The sequence below is a fragment of the Streptomyces spirodelae genome, from assembly GCF_017676385.1.
Taxonomy (GTDB): Bacteria; Actinomycetota; Actinomycetes; order Streptomycetales; family Streptomycetaceae; genus Streptomyces; species Streptomyces spirodelae.
In genome coordinates, this window is the sequence record NZ_JAFFZN010000001.1 from 319,200 (window position 1) to 335,157 (window position 15,958).

Below are 15,958 nucleotides of genomic sequence, written 5' to 3' on the forward strand. Positions count from 1 at the left end.
CCGGCCTTTCCCGCAGCCTTTCCCCCGGAGTTTCCCGCCCGGGCGGGAACTAGCGGAAAGCCGACACGTTGCGTCCGGCCCATGCGCCGAACGAGCCCGCGGGGCGGCCGAGCACGCGCTCGATGTCGGGGCTGATCTCCTGCTCGGCCGGGAGCGGTGCGCCGAGGATGTCCAGGGTGCCGCCGACGGCCTCCTCCGGCATGAACTGCGCCAGGTGCGCATGGGCTTCCTCCCGGGACAGCTCCACGAAGGCGACCTCCTCGCCCAGCGACTCGGCGAGGGCCTCGGCCTGGCGGCGCGGACTGATCGCCTCGGGGCCGGTCAGCTCGTACGTACGACCCGCGTGACCGCCCTCGCACAGTGCGACGGCGGCGACCTCCGCGATGTCCGCCGGATCGACGACCGGCAGCGCCACATCGGCGAACGGAGCGAAGACCGTGCGCTTGACGCGGACCGACTCGGCCCAGGCGAACGCGTTGGAGGCGAAGCCGGCCGGGCGCAGGACGGTGAACTCCGGCCCCGAGTCACGTACGGCAGCCTCGAACTCGCGCAGCCGAGCGTGTGAAGGGGCCGCCGGGCGGGTGCGGTTGATCTGGGACGAGACCAGGACCACCCGCCCGACCCCCGCGCTCCGCGCCACCTCCAGCAGCTCACTCGCCGGTTCCCCGCGCATGTTCAGTTCGCCGCCCAGCAGGAGGAAGAGGGCGTCGGCGCCTTCGAGGACCGGCCGCATGCTCGCGGAGTCCGCGATGTCCGCCTGCGCATACCGGACACCGGCGGGCGTCTCGGCGGGCCCCGGACGGCGGGAGAGGGCCAGTGTCTCCTGACCGGCCGCGGCCAGCCGCTCCACCAGTGTCCGGCCGATGTTGCCGGTGGCTCCTGTCACAACGATCATCGCAACCCCGAAGTGAGTTAGTTGACTGACTAAGTGAGAGGACAGTAGCACGGCCGATGCGGTCCTGCCTATAGTTGGTTGGGTGACCAACTCGACGAAGCCCAGGGCGCGGGCAGCCGACAAGCGCCGCCGGCTCACTGCCGCGGCGGCCCAGGTCCTGCACGAGCAGGGCGTCGAGCGCACCACACTCGCCGACATCGCACGCGCCGCCGACGTCCCCGTGGGCAACCTCTACTACTACTTCAGGACCAAGGACGAGCTGGTCCAGGCGGCACTGTCCGAGCACAGCACACACCTGGCCGAACTCACCCAGCGGCTCGACCAGTTGCCCGACCCCCGGGCCCGTCTCAAGGCCCTGGTCGAGGGCTGGGTCGAACAGCGCGACATCGCCGCACGCCACGGCTGTCCCACCGGCACCCTGGCCGTCGAGCTCGACAAGCGCGCGGACGGAAGCCTCGACATGGAAGCCGGTGCGGTGATCCGGCTGCTGCTGGACTGGGCGGCAACCCAGTTCCGCGCGCTGGGCCTGCCCGACGCGGACGACCACGCGGTCACCCTCGTCGGGGCTTACCAGGGCATGTCGCTGCTGGCCAACGCGCTGCGCGACCCGGAGATCATGACCCGCGAGGGAACCCGCCTCCTGCGCTGGCTCGACTCCCTGTAGTCGGACATCGCCCCGCCCCCTTCGCCACCTCGCCGGGGACCGCGAGGTCGACGGGCTGCCCGTGCACAGCGACTAGGACGGTCCGGGGCAGGACCGCGTCTGCTTCCACGAGAAGCTCGGCCCGCTCGCCCCTACCGGCCCGTGAACCCCAGGGCGCCTGCCTGCCACGTCGCTCCGCACGCATAGCCTTTGCGGGAGCAGACCGCCCATTCACAGCACCAGGAGAGTCGATGAGCACCCCCGCGCGCGCCACTTCGTCCCGCACCGCCGTCGTCACCGGCGCGAGCAGCGGTATCGGTGCCGCCACCGCCCGCCGGCTCGCGGCGTCCGGTTACCGGGTGGTGCTCACGGCGCGGCGTGCGGACCGCATCGCGGAGCTGGCCGCGCAGCTCGGCGACGCGGGGCACGAGGCCGAGGCGTACGGGCTGGATGTGACGGACCGCGCGGCAGTCGACGCGTTCGCCGAGCGGTTCGAGGCGCTGGACGTCCTGGTGAACAACGCGGGCGGCGCGCTGGGCGCCGACCCTGTCGCCTCCGGGAACCCGGAGGAGTGGCGGCAGATGTACGAGACGAACGTGCTGGGCACCCTGCACGTCACCCAGGCCCTGCTGCCCGCGCTGACCGCGAGCGGGGACGGCACGGTCGTGGTGCTCTCCTCCACCGCCGGGCACGCCACGTACGAGGGTGGGGCCGGATATGTCGCGGCGAAGCACGCCCAGCACGTCCTCGCGGAGACACTGCGGCTGGAGATCGTCGGCGAGCCGGTACGGGTGATCGAGATCGCCCCCGGGATGGTCAGGACCGAGGAGTTCGCGCTGACCCGCTTCCACGGCGACGAGGAGAAGGCGGCGAAGGTGTACGCGGGCGTGGCCGAGCCGCTGACCGCCGACGATGTCGCGGACACCATCGCGTGGACCGTCACCCGTCCCAGCCACGTCAACGTCGACCTGCTGGTCGTCCGGCCCCGTGCGCAGGCGTCCAACACCAAGGTGCACCGGGAGCCGTGACGAGCGGCCCCGGCGGACGAGCCCTCGCCGGGTGCTCCCCGGGCCTCAGCAGTGCTCGGCCGCCTCGCAGACCTCCGGCGGGATGCGGCGGGTCTCGATGGAGACACCCCCGCGCGGGCGGCCGCCGGCGAGCGCCGCGGCGCCGAGGGCGAAGTGGACCCACATGTTGAACTGGATCTCCTTGGCCACCCGCAGCCGGCTGTAGAGCAGGTCGACCCACCGGTCACCGGCACGGGCCCATGCCTCGACCGAGAACCGCAGTCCCTCCCCGTCGTCGTGGGCCGCGAACTGGATCTGACCCGCCTCCAGGTGGCCGTGCAGCGTGCCCAGCCGGATCGTGACCGGGTCGCGGTGGAGCACCCGGACGGGACCGTCCCAGGGGCCGGGCATCTGGACGCGGTACTCGTCGCCCACCCGCGCGGGCGCGCCGTCGCCCAGCGTCTTGTGGAAGACGGCGACGGTCGAGGGCGCGGGCCGGTTCAGGTCGGCTGCCATGGCGTCGATCAGCGCCTCGGGGGTCGCCCGCGCGCCTTGGACCAGGACGCTGAAGCGGCGGTGGAACATCGGCCCCACCCCGTCGGCGAGCCGCTTGGTGAGCTCGTCGACGAGCTCGGCGGGCAGCGGCGGCGGCAGATCACCGTCGCCCCCCTCCACCTCACTGCGGTGCAGCGCCGTCACCCGCCACATGTACTCCCAGGAGACCAGTACGACGCCCGCCGGGAAGCGCAGCAGCGTACCGATCCGCCGCCTCGGCGACGGCTTGCCTGGCTGCCGCGCGGGCGAGTCGTCAGAGCCGATCCGGGCCAGGGCGTACGCTCCGAGCCACATCTGACGATGTAGGAACATAACACCTATGACACCATGAATAGGACATGAGCGCGTATCGAGGTTCGTCTGCGCCCATCCACAGTCCCCAGGAGGTCGGCGTGCTGTTCGAAAAGCTGATGTACCGGTTCGGGCTTCGTGGGACACATCTGCAACTGGCGTCCATGGGCTCCGTCGGACTCTGCATCGTCTTCTGGATGCGTGCCGCCAGCTTCGACCAGGACGAACGCGGCAACGCCGAGCGCCGCGCCCTGTTCGTCGGCCTGTGGGCGCCCACGCTGTGGATGATGGGTCAGACGCTGGGGGAATACGAACAGACCCGGCGCTGCCGGCCGGGAATCAATCGGCTCCGGCCGGGTGGCAAGCGGCGCCTCGGGCGGGGCGGCACGCGCTCCCGCCCCGGCAGCGCCCATGCTGCGTGACCGGCGGCTGTACCGTGCACCGGCCGTGGCCGCGCTGCACTCCCTGTCCGACCGCGAGGTCAACTACGACCCTCCGACCGGGAACCGCCTGCCCAGTTGGAACTGCGGCTGGCACGTCGACTCGCTCCGCCAGCCGCTGGCCCACGAGCCGGCCGGTGACCCGGTGCGGGGCGGGGCCTGGGACATCGCCTGCCGCCTGGTACGCGACTACCAGTTCGCCGAGCCGGGAATCCTGCGCGCGCTCTACCGCAGCGACGCCGCACTGCTGGGCCGGGACATGCTTCTGGAGGGCAGGTTCGCCGGACTCCGCTTCGACATGGGCGTACGGGTGACCTCCGTGATCGACGAGACGGCCGGCAGCGGCGAGACCGCTTCGCGCGTGTGGGGGTGGGCCTACCGGACCCTGCAGGGCCATCTCGAACAGGGTGAACTCACCTACCGGGTCGTCAAGCGGCTGCGGACCGGAGCCGTGGAGTTCCGCATCACCGGCTACTCGCGGCGGGCGCCGATGTCCAATCCCGTCATCCGGACCGGGTTCGCACTGTTCGGCCGCTGGACGCAGCACCGCTTCTACCGGGAGAGCGCACACCGGCTGCGGCAGCTGCTGCACGCGGAGCTCCAGGGCGCTCCCCCGCTGACCGCGGTGACGCTCCCGGGCCACGACGACATCACGCTCGCCCCTTCTCCACCGGCGCTCCTTACTGGAGGGTAGGCACGGCATTTCCCTTGTTATACAGTCCGTCTAACAAGAGGCCCCGAGGCGCCTCCTGGGGCGCCTCAGCACGCCGACGGCCAGCAGGGAACGGCCCGCTATCCGAACCGAGGAGTCGCAGCATGGCAAGCAGCACCACCCGGCCGGAGATTCCGCACAGCACCGAGGAAGACGGTGTCGCCCGGCGTCTGTTGGACTCCTCCGCGACGCTGTCGTACGACCCGCAGACCGAAGTCGACTGGGACACCCCGCTGGACAAGGACTTCCACGGCACCAGCCCGGAGTGGAGCACCCTGTTCGGCACCGCGTACTGGGCCGAGCTGACCGACGCGCAGCGCAAGGAGCTCACCCGCCAGGAGGCCGCCTCGGTGGCCGGCACGGGCATCTGGTTCGAGTTGATCCTGCAGCAGATGATCCTGCGCGACGTCTACGCGAAGGACCCGTCGCAGGAGACCGTCCAGTGGGCGCTCACGGAGATCGCCGACGAGTGCCGGCACTCGATCATGTTCGCCCGCGGCGCCAAGAAGCTGGGGGCGCCCGCCTACCAGCCGCGCCGGGTCGCCCGGGAACTGGGCAGGGCCTTCAAGACGCTCGCGTTCGGCGAGGCCGCCTACGCCGCGATCCTGGTCGCCGAGGAGGTCCTCGATGTGATGCAGCGGGACTGGATGCGGGACCAGCGGGTCGTGCCGTTCGTCCGTACGATCAACAACATCCATGTCGTGGAGGAGTCGCGGCACATGAAGTTCGCCCGCGACGAGACCCGCAAACGGCTGGCCAAGGCGGGATGGCTGCGCCGTCAGATCAACGCCTTCGTGATCGCCGTCGCCTCCTACGTCATCGTCACCAGCATGGTGCACAGGAAGGTGTACGCCAACGCCGGGCTGGACGAACAGCGCGCGATCGCCGAAGCGCGGGCCAACGAGCACCACAAGTCGATGCTGCGTTCGAGCTGCGCGGGCCTGATGGAGTTCCTCGCCTCGGCCCGGCTGCTGACCAGGCCGGCGCTCGCCTTCTACAAGCGGGCCCACCTGATCTGACCCGCCCGCCCCCGGGCACTCCGTCCCCCGACCCCGCCTTCTGCGTCCCGCCGCCCGCCGCTCACGGAACTGGTCCCATGACGTACGCCATCAGCCAGAACTGCTGCAACGACGCCACCTGTGTGTCCGTCTGCCCGGTCAACTGCATCCATCCCGCCCCCGGCGAGCGGGACTTCGGCAGCACCGAGATGCTCTACATCGACCCCGAGACCTGCATCGACTGCGGCGCCTGCGCCGACGCCTGCCCGGTCGACGCCGTCTTCCCCGTCGACAGCCTCACCGGCCCGCAGCGCGCTTACGCCGAGATCAACGCCGCCTACTACGCGGACTTCCCCAGGCCGCGCCCCGACACCGGCAGCCCGGTCTTCCACGCCTGGAGCGCGCCGGCCTTCACCCGTACCCTGCCCGCCGACTTCACCGCGCCCCGGGTGGCCGTCGTCGGCACCGGGCCTGCCGGTATGTACGCGGCGGAGGACCTGCTGCTGCACACCGCCGCCGAGGTGACCTTGCTGGACCGGCTCCCGGTGGCGGGCGGGCTCATCCGGTACGGCGTGGCACCGGACCACCCGGCGACCAAGAAGATCGGCGACGCCTTCGCGCGGTTCCACGACCACCCGCGCGTGCGGATGCTGCTGGGCGTGCACGTGGGCGAGGACATCACAGCCGAGGAATTGGCCGCCCACCACGACGCCGTCATCTACGCGGTGGGCGCCCCCGGCGACCGGCGGCTGGACGTCCCCGGCGAGGAGTCGGCGGGCGCCATCGCCGCAACCACCTTCGTGGCCTGGTACAACGCCCACCCGGATGTCCCGGCGGACGCCGTCGACCTGTCAGCATCGCGGGTCGTGGTGGTCGGAACCGGCAACGTCGCCCTCGATGTGGCCCGCATCCTGCTGACGGACCCCGAGGAGCTGGCCGGGACGGACATCGCGGACCACGCGCTCGCCGCCCTGCGGACGAGCGCCGTCCGGGAAGTCGTGCTGCTGGGACGCAGAGGGCCCCAGGACGCCGCCTGCACCCGACCCGAACTCCTCGCCCTGACACAGCTGCCCGGCGTGGAACAGGTCATCGACGACCACGACCCGCGTACCGGCGCGGCGCTCGACGCCGCGGGTCAGCAGGACAAGGCAGCGCTGCTGCGGAACCTCCCGCGCGCACAAGTCGACTACTCCCGGCCGCCGACGGCGGCGGCCCGGCGGCTGGTCTTCCGCTTCCACTCCGCTCCCGTGCGGATGCGCGGCGGCACGGGCGGGACGGCTTCCGCCCTCGAGACCGTACGCGTCACCGGGAGCACCGGGGAGCTCGACATCCGGGCCGGGTTGCTGCTGAGGGCCATCGGCTACCGCGGCGCACCCGTTCCCGGACTGCCGTTCGACGAGGAGAGCGGCACCGTCCCGCACCTGGGCGGCCGGGTGACCGGCCACCCGGGCACCTATGTGGTGGGCTGGATCAAGCGCGGCCCCTCCGGTGGCATCGGCGCCAACCGGGCCTGCGCCGCGGAGACCGTCGCCGCGCTGCTGAGCGACGCCGCCGAGGGCTCGCTCCCGGAGCCGGCCCACTCGGGGAAGGCGTTCCGGCGCCTGGCGCGCCGCCGCAGCCGACACCTGGTCGACGCACGCGGAATGGCCGCGATCGACCGCGCCGAGCAGTCCCGCGGCAGCCGGACCGGCCGGCCGCGGGCCAAGCTGGCCACCGTCCCCGAACTGGTGGCCGCCTCCAAGTCCCGCCTGCCCCTCCCCCGCTGACCCGCCGAACGCGCGTGCGGCTGGCGGCCGCCCGAGCCGTAAACTCATGCGCCATGACCTTCGAACCGGATCTCGACGCACTGCCGCGGGAGGAGTTCGCCTTCCCCGGACCGCTCCGCGACCGGCTGGTGGCGGCGATCCTCGACGGCAGGAAGACCGCCACCACAGGACTGCTGCGGGCGTACGAGGCCGAGGGCGAGCCGCTGCCCGAGGTGGGCCGACGCGCCGTCGTGGTGGACTCCGAGGAACGGCCGGTCGCCGTCGTCGAGGTGGTCGCGGTACGCGTCGTACCGCTCGGCGAGGTCGACACCGCGCACGCGGTGGACGAGGGCGAGGGTCACACCACGCTGGCGGAGTGGCGTGCGGCACACGAGCGGTTCTGGCACGGCGATGAGCTGCGCCGCCTGCTGGGCGACCCCTCCTTCACCGTGGACGACTCCACCCCGGTGGTCCTGGAACGGTTCCGGCTGGAGCGGGCTCTCAGGCCATAGGCCGCACGCTGGGCAGCTGACAGGGTCGGCCCGCTCGTGTGCCGTTGTCGCTCATCCGTCACCCACAGGTCTGACCACCCGGGAAGCTCCGGCGCGCCACGCCGGAGAGTTGGCCGGCAACGGCACCGCCGCGGCCCTGAAGCTCAGTCATGCCCGCCGCGCCCCTCACCCCGCCGGCGGAGACCGCCGAACTGCTGCTCAGCGAGCTGGCGACCAACGCGGTACTGCACGCACGTACCGAGTTCTGCGACGAACTCCTCATCGGGCTGGGCGCCGACAGCGACGACGACATCGCGATCCTCGCCGTCCGCCCCACGCCGTCGTCCTGAACGGCCGGCAGGCGCCCGGCGGTGCAGTCGGCGCCGGAGGTGTCAGCCGGTGGCCCGCCAACCGGTCCAGCGCGCCACGGCGATCTCCACAACGGGCCCCGCGGGCGGGTGATCGCCGTACTGCTGCCGGTATTTCTCCCTCAGGAGGCGCACATGCCCGGCGGAGGCGGCCGACGCGTCAGCGGGTGGCAGCACCGCGGCCGTGCCGTCGGCACGAGCCCACCACAGCAGGTCCCAGTCCTCGTCGTAGTGGTCGGCCAGGAGGCTGACCCGGGGGTCGGCTCCGATGTTGGCGAGCCGTTTCAGCCGGGAGGTGCGCTTCGGCTTGTGGTCGACGGCGAACGCCACGGTGTCGCCACGCACCGCGAACACCACCGGAACCAGGTGCGGGCGGCCGGAGCCGTCGACCGTCGCGAGGTGGGCGAGGCGGGCCCCGGCGAATCGCCGGCGCGCCTCCTCCCCCGTCATTCCCGGCACAGCCGCTCCCGGCCGCTCAGCTGAAGCGCCCGGCCACGTCGGCGAGCCGGTCGAGGTATGCGAGGGTGTCGGCCTCCGGCCTGGTCGGCAGGTGGAACAGCAGCCGCTCCACGTCGAGCCGGGTGTACTCCTCGATGACCTCCGGCTTCTTCGAGACCGCGTAGACGGTCACGGGGACGTCCCGGCCCGCGACGGCGCGCATCCTCTCGATCTGCGGGCCCAGTTCCCCGGGCGGGACGCTGTTGGCGAGCCAGGCGTCGCCGAGCGCCGCCACACGGTGGAAGGCGCCCTCGCCGCCTCCCACGTACACGGGCGGGTGCGGCCGCTGGACCGGCTTCGGCCACGAGTAGACGGGATCGAAGTCCACGAACTCCCCGTGGAACTCGGCCTTGTCCGCCGTCCACAGCTCACGGATGGCCCGCAGCCGCTCGTCCACCAGGCGCCCCCTGCTGCGCGGGTCGGTGCCGTGGTTCTCCATCTCCTCCCGGTTCCAGCCGACGCCGACCCCGAAGACGGCCCGTCCGCCGGAGACCAGGTCGAGGGAGGCCACCGCCTTGGCCGTGGTGATCGGATCGCGCTGGGCCACCAGTGCGACGCCGGTGCCCAGCAGCAGCCGTTCGGTGACCGAGGCGGCCGCGCTGAGCGCGACGAACGGGTCGAGGGTGCGGTAGTAGACGTCCGGCAGGTCCCCGCCGCCCGGGTAGGGCGTGCGCCGGGCCACCGGGATGTGGGTGTGCTCGGCGATCAGCAGGGAGTCCAGGCCGCGCTCCTCGACGGCGCGCCCCAGCGCGGCGGGCCCGATGCCCTGGTCGGTGACGAAGGTCGAGACACCGAATCTCACTGCTGCTCCTTCATTGTGGGGTGGGTGCGGGGCTCTTCCCGGATCGTCCGGCCCCTGCCGGGGTACCCGGCTGCGGCCCGGTACAACACTCCCCGTGCCCGTTCGGCGTACCTACGCGAAGCGCGCGGTGTCCCCGGCCCCGGTGCGGACGATCTCGGCGGTGCCCGAGGAGAAGTCCACCACCGTGGTCGGCTCGGTGCCGCAGTCGCCCGAGTCGACCACGGCGTCCACCACGTGGTCGAGCCGCTCCTTGATCTCCCAGCCCTGCGTCATCGGCTCCTCCTCGTCCGGCAGGAGAAGAGTGCTGGAGAGCAGCGGCTCACCGAGTTCCGTCAGCAGTGCCTGCGCGACGACGTGGTCGGGGATGCGCACACCGACCGTCTTCTTCTTCGGGTGCAGCAGCTTGCGGGGCACCTCCTTGGTCGCGGGCAGGATGAAGGTGTAGCGGCCGGGGGTGGCCGCCTTGATCGCGCGGAACACATCGTTGTCGACGTGCACGAACTGTCCGAGCTGCGCGAAGTTCTGACAGACGAGGGTGAAGTGGTGCCGCTCATCGAGGTTGCGGATGGAGCGGATGCGGGACATGCCGTCCCGGCTGCCCAGTCGGCACCCCAGAGCGAAACAGGAGTCGGTCGGATACGCGATCAGGGCATCTGCGCGGATGCTCTCGACCACGGTGCTGATGGTGCGGCGCTGCGGGTTCTCGGGGTGCACGTCGAAGTACTTGGCCATCCGCCGAGCCTAAACCGCTCGCTGCCGGCCGCGGGAACGGGCCGGTTCGCCGGGTCGGCACAACAGCCTCCGGAGCCCCCCGACTCCCTGGTAACCTCACCGCCGCACGGGGGTGTGCGGAATAGCGGTAGGTGACCGGTATATCGAACGGGAGGGGCTCCGTGCATTCCCCGACGAGCGAGTTCCATGCCTTCTTCGAGCGGTGCCACGCCGAACTCGCCCGACTGGCCCATCTGTTGCTGGGCGACTCCGACGAGGCGGACGACCTCGCCGCGGACGCCTTCGTGGTGATCTGGAACCAGTGGGACCGCGTCCGCACGGCCGAGCACCCCCTGGCCTACGCACGCGGAGTCGTCACCAACCTCGCGCGCAGCCACGTCCGCAGCCGCGTCCGCGAACGCCGCAGGATCGCGCTGTTCTGGACGCGGCATCAGGAGCCCGCCGACGGCCCCGACGTCCCCGCGGTCCTGGACGTACGCGAGGCGCTCGCCCGGCTGCCGTTCCGCAGGCGCGCCTGCGTGGTGCTGCGGCACGCCTTCGACGTCTCGGAACGGGAGACAGCACGGGTGCTGGGGATATCGACCGGCACGGTGAAGAGCCAGACCTCACGGGGCATGGCGGAGTTAGCCAGGCTGCTGACACCCACCGAGCAGGACGCGGCCCGTAGCGTGGAGACCGTTCTGGCGCTGCGCGGAGGGAAGACAGGACGGTACACCTGATGAACGTGCGCCAAGAGCCTGAGGAGCCCGGCACCCAGCAGCCGCTCGACGCCCGGTTGCGTGCCGCGGCCGCCGCACACCAGCCGGACCGCGCGCGGATGCTCGCCCGGATCGCGCGTGCCGTCGAGGAGCCCGGCGCCTCCCGGCAGCCGCACCGCGGCCCGCGACGTGGGCCCCGACCCACGCACCGGCAGCGGCCCCGTACCCGTACCTGGCCACGGGTGGCGGCCGCGGCCGGCGCCCTCGTGGTGGTGCTGGCGCTCGGCGGCACCACGGCGCTGTGGGCACAGCACCCGGACCGGTCCGCCGCCGGGGACGGCCGCCCTCCGACCGTCCGTACCTCCACGGAGCCGGCGCCGAGCGCCGGGCAGCCCAGGACCGGCCGGCCCCCGGCGGTCGCGGGGCCGCTGCGGTCCAGCGGCGCGCTCGACCCGGGCGGCAACGACTACTGGTCCCAGACCGAGGTCACCGTCCGCACCGAGGAACCGCTCTCCGCGCTGACGGTGGAACTGCGCCTCGCGGAGCGGACTCCGCTGACGTCCACCGGCTCCTGGCGCACCCGGCCGCCAGGCGACTTCGAGGAGGACGTACGGCACGAGAACGGCGCTCTCATTTACCGGTGGACGCTCAAGAAGGGCCGCACCGTGCCGCCGGGACGGCATGTCTTCGCCGGGCAGTACGACCACGGCTCGGGGAAGCGGAGCAGCGCGGACGACGGGTACACCGTCTCGGCCACCGCCGGGGGCCGCGGGTACACGGTCGGCGGGGGCATCACAGCCGGGTAGCGCGCCGGCCGGGCGGCCCCGCGTACGAAGAGCCGCCCGGCCCCCGTCAGCTCCCCAGCAGGGTGCGCAGCCCCGGCTGGAGGCGGTCCCCGTGGGCCTCGACCATGGCGTCGCACAGCTCCCAGATGCACTCCGGCGAGAGGGTGGCGGCCGTGGCGGGGTCGGTCATGGCGGCCTGCCGGATGGCGGTCGGCTCGTCCTTCAGGGCAGCGCGTACGACCAGCTCGGTGGTGCTCAGATAGGTGCGGTTGAGGGCGGCCAACTGGGCGGGCAGCGGACCGTTCCTGGTCGGCTGGACGCCCGAGCCGTCCACCAGGCAGGGCACTTCGACGGTGCCCTCGGAGGGCAGGTTGCCGATCAGTCCACGGTTGGGCACATTGCCGTAGACGGTCCGGGGTGTGCCGGTCACCACGGAGTGGATGATCTGCGGCGCGTACTCCATCGTTCCCTCGGCATCCAGGCGACGCCCGGCGGCGAGGGTGTCGCGGGTGCGCTCGTACTCGGCCACGTTCTCAGCGACGATGTCCAGATAGGCGCCGACCGGCAGCCTGAGACGCTCGATCTCGCTGTCGTGGTGCAGATACCAGGGGACGTACTCGGCGGAGTGCTCGCTGGTCTCGGTCGGGTAATAGCCGAGCCTGCGGTACATGTCGACGCGGGTGCGGCGGCGAAGCTGCGGGTCCTGGTCGATCAGGGCGTCCAGCTCGGGGTACAGGTCGATGCCGCTGTGCTCGAACTGCAGGACCCATGCCTGGTGGTTGACGCCCGCGGCGCGGTAGGTCACCTCGTCGAACGGCACCCCCACCAGTTCGGCCAGGCCGTGCATCGTCCAGTGCACCGAGTGGCACAGCCCCACAACCCGGGTCAGCCCGGTGGCCTGGGCGAGATACTGGACGTTCATGGCCATCGGGTTGGTGTAGTTGAGCAGCCACGCCTCCGGGCAGACCTCGGCGATGTCCTTCCCGAGCGCTTTGAGGAACGGGAACGTCCGCAGCCCACGGAAGATGCCGCCGACGCCGAGGGTGTCGCCGATGGTCTGGCGCACCCCGAAGCGGGCCGGCACCTCGAAGTCGGTGCGGGTGGCCTCGCCCATGCCGATCTGGACGCTGTTGATGACGAAGTCGGCACCGGTGAGGGCCGCGCGGCGGTCGGCGTGCGCGGTGATGTGGGGGGCGGCGCCACACACCTGGGCGATCTGCCGCGCCGCGGCCTCCGCGGTCCGAAGCCGCTCGGGGTCGATGTCGTGCAGGGCGATACGGGCGCCCCGCAACTCGGGGAAGGCGAACAGGTCGGCGAGCAGGCCCTGGGTGAAGACGACGCTGCCGGCCCCGATGAAACTGATCTTGGGGGTGGTGCTGGTGGTCATGACGCTCTCTCAGTCGGTGGTGGCGAGAAGGGCTGTGTGGGCGCGGGCTTCCTCCCAGGTGGGCTGCGCGGGCGTGCCGCCGTGCGCGCGGGTGGAGAGCGCACCGCAGGCGGCGGCCGTCTCCAGCGCCCCGGAGAGCGGAAGTCCGGCGAGGATGGCGGCGACGAAACCGGCGTCGAAGCTGTCTCCGGCGCCGACGGTGTCGCGCGGGGTGACGGTGATACCGCGGGTGTGCACCAGGGTGCGGCCGTCGTGGGCGAAGGCGCCGTCCGCACCGTTCTTGACGACGGTAACCGGCCCCCGCGCGGCCAGCCGTGCCGCGGCCTCGGCGAGCGAGCTCCCGGCGCCGGGTCGCGCTCCCGTGCCCGCGCCGGCCAGGGCGACGGCCTCGGCGGCGTTGGGCAGCAGGAAGTCCGTGACGGGAAGCACGGCGGCCAGCCCCTCCGGGTCCCAGCGGCCCGCGGGGTCGTCGTTGGTGTCCAGCGATGTGGTGGCGCCGTGGCGGCGTGCCGTACGCAGCAGCGCGGGCAGGGCGCGCGCCAGCCGGGGCATCAGGAAGTAGGAGGCGGCGTGGACGTGCCGCGCCGAGCTGAGCAGCCCGGGCGGTACGTCGTCTCTGTCGGTGGCGGCCAGGGCGCCGGGGCTGGTGAGGATGGCCCGGTCACCGGCCGGGCCCTTGCCCCGGGTGACCACGACCGTGAGGGGTGTGGGCAGTTCGGGGTCCACCCGGAGCGCCGAGATGTCGACGCCGCGTGCGGCGAGCGCGTCGCGTACGAAGTGCCCCGCCCCGTCGTCGCCCACGCGGCCCACGAGCGCGACCGACAGCCCCAGCCGCGCGGCGCCGCAGGCCATGATCGCGGCAGAGCCGCCGAGGGTGAGCGCACCGGAGTCGACGAGCTGTTCGCGCTGCCCGAAGGCGAGCGGTTCGTCCACTGGTCCGACGACGACATCCGGGTTGGCGTCGCCGAGAACGACCAGATCGTGGCTGTGCGGCATGGTTGCTGTTACCCCTTGAGGCCGGTTGAGGTGAGGGAGCGGATGAACGACTTCTGCGCACCGAGGAAGGCCAGCAGCACGGGCAGCACGGTGAGCACGTTCCCGGCCATGACGGCCGACCACCGCGTGTGGTGCTGCCCCTGGAAGGTGGTCAGGCCGAGCTGGAGCGTGTACTGCGTGTCGTGGTTGATGGCGATCAGCGGCCAGGTCAGGTCGTTCCACGTGGTCAGGAACGTCAGCACGGCCACGGTGCTCAACGCGGGCCGGGACAGCGGGAGCACGATCGTGAAGAGCACCCGCAGCCGGGAGCAGCCGTCCATCCAGGCCGCCTCCTCCAGCTCCCGGGGCAGGGAGAGGAAGAACTGCCGCAGCAGGAAGACCGCGAACGGGGTGACGAGGGACGGCACGATCAGCGCACCGAGGGTGTCGATGAGCCCGAGCCGCTTCATCACCAGGAACGTGGGGATCATGGTGAGCTGGAACGGCACGGCCATCGTCGCCAGCATCAGGACCAGCAGCACCTTGGAGCCGGCGAACCGCATCCGGGCGAAGGCGTAACCGCCCAGCGAGCCGAACAGCAGATTGGCGGCGACGGCGACGGCCGAGACGATCAGCGAGTTGAGGAACCAGCGCGGGAACAGCGCATTGCCCAGTACGTACCGGTACCCGCCCAGGTCGATACCCGAGGGCCACAGCGCAGGGGGGAACCGGTTGATCTCCGCGTCGCTCATCACCGAGCTGAGCAGCAGCCACACCAGCGGCAGCGCGAACACCAGGGCCAGCGGCGCCAGCAGGAGATGCCAGGCGTTGAAGGGCAGCCGTATCCGCCGCCGTGCGCTGCCGGGCCGGGGCTCGTCCGCCGTGGCGGGGTGCGTGGTGCCGGCTCTCGGCGCCGTGAGGGTCATCGTACGGCTCCTTCGGTGTGCGTACGGCCCCGGACGATCCGCGCCACGACGCCGACCAGACCCAGCGCCACGGCCAGCACATACGCGGCGGCGGCCCCGTATCCGGCGGTGAAACTCTTGAACGCCTGCTCCCAGATGAAGTAGACGATCACCGTGGTGGAGCCGAGCGGGCCGCCCTTGGTGGTGACGTAGACCAGGTCGAACACCTGGAGGGACTGGATGGTCTGCCACAGCACCAGGAAGACGGTCACCGGGGCGAGCGCGGGAAGGGTGACGTGCCGCAGCACATGCCGGCGGCCCGCACCGTCCAGCCGCGCCGCCTCGATCAGCGACTGGGGGACGTCCTGGAGGGCTGCGAGGTAGACGACGACGCAGAAGCCGGTGCCGCTCCACAGCGTGATGGCCACGAGCACGGCGAGAGCCTGTCCCGGGTCGGTGAGGAAGCCCTGCGCGGACAGCCCCATCCGCGACAGCATCGAGTTGGCGACGCCGAACTCGGGGTCGAGGATGAAGGAGAAGAGCACCCCCTGGGCCGTCGCCGACACCACGAACGGCACGAAGATCAGCGTGCGGTAGGCCCCGACCAGGCGGATCCGCCGGTTCAGCGCGAGAGCCAGCGCCAGGCCGCCGACCAGGCTGAGCGGTACGAACAGCGCCGTGTACAGCAGGGTGTTGCGAATCGCCTGGCTGAAGTGCGGGTCGGCGGCGAGCGCCCGGTAGTTGTCCAGACCGACCCAACGGCTCGGGGTGACCAGGTCGTTGGCCTGGAAGGACAGCAGCAGCGACCAGACCACGGGCAGCACGCTCAGGCCCAGGATGATCAGCACAGCGGGTGAGACGAAGGCCCACGCCGTGGACGCTTCCCTGCGGTGCGCCTGCCGCAGACTGGCCGCACGCCACCTGCGGCGGCCGGTCTCCGGCTCCTGCGCGGTGCCGCCCGGCGTGGTCACGGGCCGGCCGGGTGGGTCCGCCACTGTCAACGGCGCGGGATGGTGTGGCATCGGGGCTCC

General features: G+C 72.0%; 19 protein-coding genes. 10 read left to right on the top strand and 9 right to left on the bottom strand.

The features are described from left to right. Nucleotides 1–49: 49 nt before the first annotated feature. Nucleotides 50–895 carry an SDR family oxidoreductase gene (locus JW592_RS01430; protein ID WP_209262954.1) on the bottom strand — a complete coding sequence of 282 codons (846 nt, stop codon included), beginning with the start codon at nucleotides 893–895 and terminating at the stop codon, nucleotides 50–52. A gap of 82 nt (nucleotides 896–977) precedes the next feature. Here JW592_RS01430 and JW592_RS01435 point away from each other — a divergent pair, with 82 nt between their 5' ends. Continuing rightward, entirely contained in the window at nucleotides 978–1,559 is a 582-nt protein-coding gene (locus JW592_RS01435; RefSeq protein WP_209262955.1) for a TetR/AcrR family transcriptional regulator, read from the top strand. A 230-nt stretch (nucleotides 1,560–1,789) separates the two neighbouring features. Beyond that, a complete protein-coding gene (locus JW592_RS01440) occupies nucleotides 1,790–2,566 on the top strand; it encodes an SDR family NAD(P)-dependent oxidoreductase (RefSeq protein ID WP_209262956.1) in 777 nt (258 codons plus the stop codon). A gap of 45 nt (nucleotides 2,567–2,611) precedes the next feature. Here JW592_RS01440 and JW592_RS01445 read toward each other — a convergent pair whose 3' ends face one another. Beyond that, nucleotides 2,612–3,412, bottom strand: coding sequence for a DUF1990 family protein (locus JW592_RS01445; RefSeq protein ID WP_229374976.1), 801 nt, complete (start codon nucleotides 3,410–3,412; stop codon nucleotides 2,612–2,614). Between the two features lie 80 nt (nucleotides 3,413–3,492). Here JW592_RS01445 and JW592_RS32410 point away from each other — a divergent pair, with 80 nt between their 5' ends. From JW592_RS32410 to JW592_RS01475, 6 genes are all read left to right on the top strand, one after another. After that, nucleotides 3,493–3,813 (top strand): hypothetical protein, encoded by a 321-nt coding sequence (locus tag JW592_RS32410; RefSeq protein WP_229374977.1) that lies wholly within the window; start codon nucleotides 3,493–3,495, stop codon nucleotides 3,811–3,813. Next, nucleotides 3,803–4,525, top strand: a complete 723-nt coding sequence (locus tag JW592_RS01455) for a DUF1990 family protein (protein ID WP_209262957.1) — start codon at nucleotides 3,803–3,805, stop codon at nucleotides 4,523–4,525. The genes JW592_RS32410 and JW592_RS01455 overlap by 11 nt, the downstream gene beginning before the upstream one ends. 122 nt (nucleotides 4,526–4,647) lie before the next feature. Further along, nucleotides 4,648–5,562 carry an AurF N-oxygenase family protein gene (locus tag JW592_RS01460; protein WP_209262958.1) on the top strand — a complete coding sequence of 305 codons (915 nt, stop codon included), beginning with the start codon at nucleotides 4,648–4,650 and terminating at the stop codon, nucleotides 5,560–5,562. Nucleotides 5,563–5,639: 77 nt separating this feature from the next. Beyond that, nucleotides 5,640–7,307, top strand: a complete 1,668-nt coding sequence (locus tag JW592_RS01465) for an FAD-dependent oxidoreductase (RefSeq protein ID WP_209262959.1) — start codon at nucleotides 5,640–5,642, stop codon at nucleotides 7,305–7,307. Between the two features lie 53 nt (nucleotides 7,308–7,360). Then, a complete protein-coding gene (locus tag JW592_RS01470; protein WP_209262960.1) occupies nucleotides 7,361–7,798 on the top strand; it encodes an ASCH domain-containing protein in 438 nt (145 codons plus the stop codon). A gap of 149 nt (nucleotides 7,799–7,947) precedes the next feature. Continuing rightward, a complete protein-coding gene (locus JW592_RS01475) occupies nucleotides 7,948–8,127 on the top strand; it encodes an ATP-binding protein (RefSeq protein ID WP_209263144.1) in 180 nt (59 codons plus the stop codon). Between the two features lie 42 nt (nucleotides 8,128–8,169). Here the strand turns inward: JW592_RS01475 and JW592_RS01480 are convergent, their stop codons facing one another. The 3 genes from JW592_RS01480 to JW592_RS01490 form a co-directional block, all read right to left on the bottom strand. After that, nucleotides 8,170–8,595: a TIGR03668 family PPOX class F420-dependent oxidoreductase gene (locus JW592_RS01480; RefSeq protein WP_229375047.1), complete on the bottom strand. Its 426-nt coding sequence runs from the start codon at nucleotides 8,593–8,595 to the stop codon at nucleotides 8,170–8,172. 25 nt (nucleotides 8,596–8,620) lie between these two features. Continuing rightward, nucleotides 8,621–9,445, bottom strand: coding sequence for an LLM class F420-dependent oxidoreductase (locus JW592_RS01485; protein ID WP_209262962.1), 825 nt, complete (start codon nucleotides 9,443–9,445; stop codon nucleotides 8,621–8,623). A gap of 111 nt (nucleotides 9,446–9,556) precedes the next feature. Next, nucleotides 9,557–10,177 carry an L-threonylcarbamoyladenylate synthase gene (locus tag JW592_RS01490; RefSeq protein WP_209262963.1) on the bottom strand — a complete coding sequence of 207 codons (621 nt, stop codon included), beginning with the start codon at nucleotides 10,175–10,177 and terminating at the stop codon, nucleotides 9,557–9,559. A gap of 161 nt (nucleotides 10,178–10,338) precedes the next feature. Between JW592_RS01490 and JW592_RS01495 the strand changes: the two genes are divergently transcribed. Continuing rightward, complete coding sequence (locus JW592_RS01495; RefSeq protein ID WP_307805253.1) at nucleotides 10,339–10,896, top strand: SigE family RNA polymerase sigma factor; 558 nt, start codon at nucleotides 10,339–10,341, stop codon at nucleotides 10,894–10,896. Next, nucleotides 10,896–11,681 carry a hypothetical protein gene (locus JW592_RS01500; protein WP_209262964.1) on the top strand — a complete coding sequence of 262 codons (786 nt, stop codon included), beginning with the start codon at nucleotides 10,896–10,898 and terminating at the stop codon, nucleotides 11,679–11,681. Before JW592_RS01495 ends, JW592_RS01500 begins: the two co-directional genes overlap by 1 nt. 46 nt (nucleotides 11,682–11,727) lie before the next feature. On the opposite strand, the gene JW592_RS01505 is transcribed toward JW592_RS01500, so the two are convergent. Genes JW592_RS01505 through JW592_RS01520 form a run of 4 tightly spaced genes read right to left on the bottom strand, consistent with a single transcriptional unit; the run spans nucleotide 11,728 to nucleotide 15,949 of the window. After that, nucleotides 11,728–13,047, bottom strand: a complete 1,320-nt coding sequence (locus JW592_RS01505; RefSeq protein WP_209262965.1) for an alpha-glucosidase/alpha-galactosidase — start codon at nucleotides 13,045–13,047, stop codon at nucleotides 11,728–11,730. 9 nt (nucleotides 13,048–13,056) lie between these two features. Next, a complete protein-coding gene (locus JW592_RS01510; RefSeq protein ID WP_209262966.1) occupies nucleotides 13,057–14,043 on the bottom strand; it encodes a carbohydrate kinase family protein in 987 nt (328 codons plus the stop codon). Between the two features lie 8 nt (nucleotides 14,044–14,051). Further along, the gene (locus JW592_RS01515) at nucleotides 14,052–14,948 is read right to left on the bottom strand and encodes a carbohydrate ABC transporter permease (RefSeq protein WP_209262967.1); all 897 of its coding nucleotides are present in this window, start codon (nucleotides 14,946–14,948) and stop codon (nucleotides 14,052–14,054) included. Then, nucleotides 14,945–15,949: a carbohydrate ABC transporter permease gene (locus JW592_RS01520; protein ID WP_209262968.1), complete on the bottom strand. Its 1,005-nt coding sequence runs from the start codon at nucleotides 15,947–15,949 to the stop codon at nucleotides 14,945–14,947. Before JW592_RS01520 ends, JW592_RS01515 begins: the two co-directional genes overlap by 4 nt. Nucleotides 15,950–15,958: the final 9 nt, after the last annotated feature.

Excerpts from the sequence above, each read along its gene's own strand:
- JW592_RS01430 (WP_209262954.1), bottom strand. The coding sequence starts at position 895 with ATGATCGTTGTGACAGGAGCCACCGGCAACATCGGCCGGACACTGGTG.
- JW592_RS01440 (WP_209262956.1), top strand. The coding sequence starts at position 1,790 with ATGAGCACCCCCGCGCGCGCCACTTCGTCCCGCACCGCCGTCGTCACC.
- JW592_RS01445 (WP_229374976.1), bottom strand. The coding sequence starts at position 3,412 with ATGTTCCTACATCGTCAGATGTGGCTCGGAGCGTACGCCCTGGCCCGG.
- JW592_RS01455 (WP_209262957.1), top strand. The coding sequence starts at position 3,803 with ATGCTGCGTGACCGGCGGCTGTACCGTGCACCGGCCGTGGCCGCGCTG.
- JW592_RS01460 (WP_209262958.1), top strand. The coding sequence starts at position 4,648 with ATGGCAAGCAGCACCACCCGGCCGGAGATTCCGCACAGCACCGAGGAA.
- JW592_RS01465 (WP_209262959.1), top strand. The coding sequence starts at position 5,640 with ATGACGTACGCCATCAGCCAGAACTGCTGCAACGACGCCACCTGTGTG.
- JW592_RS01470 (WP_209262960.1), top strand. The coding sequence starts at position 7,361 with ATGACCTTCGAACCGGATCTCGACGCACTGCCGCGGGAGGAGTTCGCC.
- JW592_RS01475 (WP_209263144.1), top strand. The coding sequence starts at position 7,948 with ATGCCCGCCGCGCCCCTCACCCCGCCGGCGGAGACCGCCGAACTGCTG.
- JW592_RS01480 (WP_229375047.1), bottom strand. The coding sequence starts at position 8,595 with ATGACGGGGGAGGAGGCGCGCCGGCGATTCGCCGGGGCCCGCCTCGCC.
- JW592_RS01490 (WP_209262963.1), bottom strand. The coding sequence starts at position 10,177 with ATGGCCAAGTACTTCGACGTGCACCCCGAGAACCCGCAGCGCCGCACC.
- JW592_RS01500 (WP_209262964.1), top strand. The coding sequence starts at position 10,896 with ATGAACGTGCGCCAAGAGCCTGAGGAGCCCGGCACCCAGCAGCCGCTC.
- JW592_RS01505 (WP_209262965.1), bottom strand. The coding sequence starts at position 13,047 with ATGACCACCAGCACCACCCCCAAGATCAGTTTCATCGGGGCCGGCAGC.
- JW592_RS01510 (WP_209262966.1), bottom strand. The coding sequence starts at position 14,043 with ATGCCGCACAGCCACGATCTGGTCGTTCTCGGCGACGCCAACCCGGAT.
- JW592_RS01515 (WP_209262967.1), bottom strand. The coding sequence starts at position 14,948 with ATGACCCTCACGGCGCCGAGAGCCGGCACCACGCACCCCGCCACGGCG.
- JW592_RS01520 (WP_209262968.1), bottom strand. The coding sequence starts at position 15,949 with ATGCCACACCATCCCGCGCCGTTGACAGTGGCGGACCCACCCGGCCGG.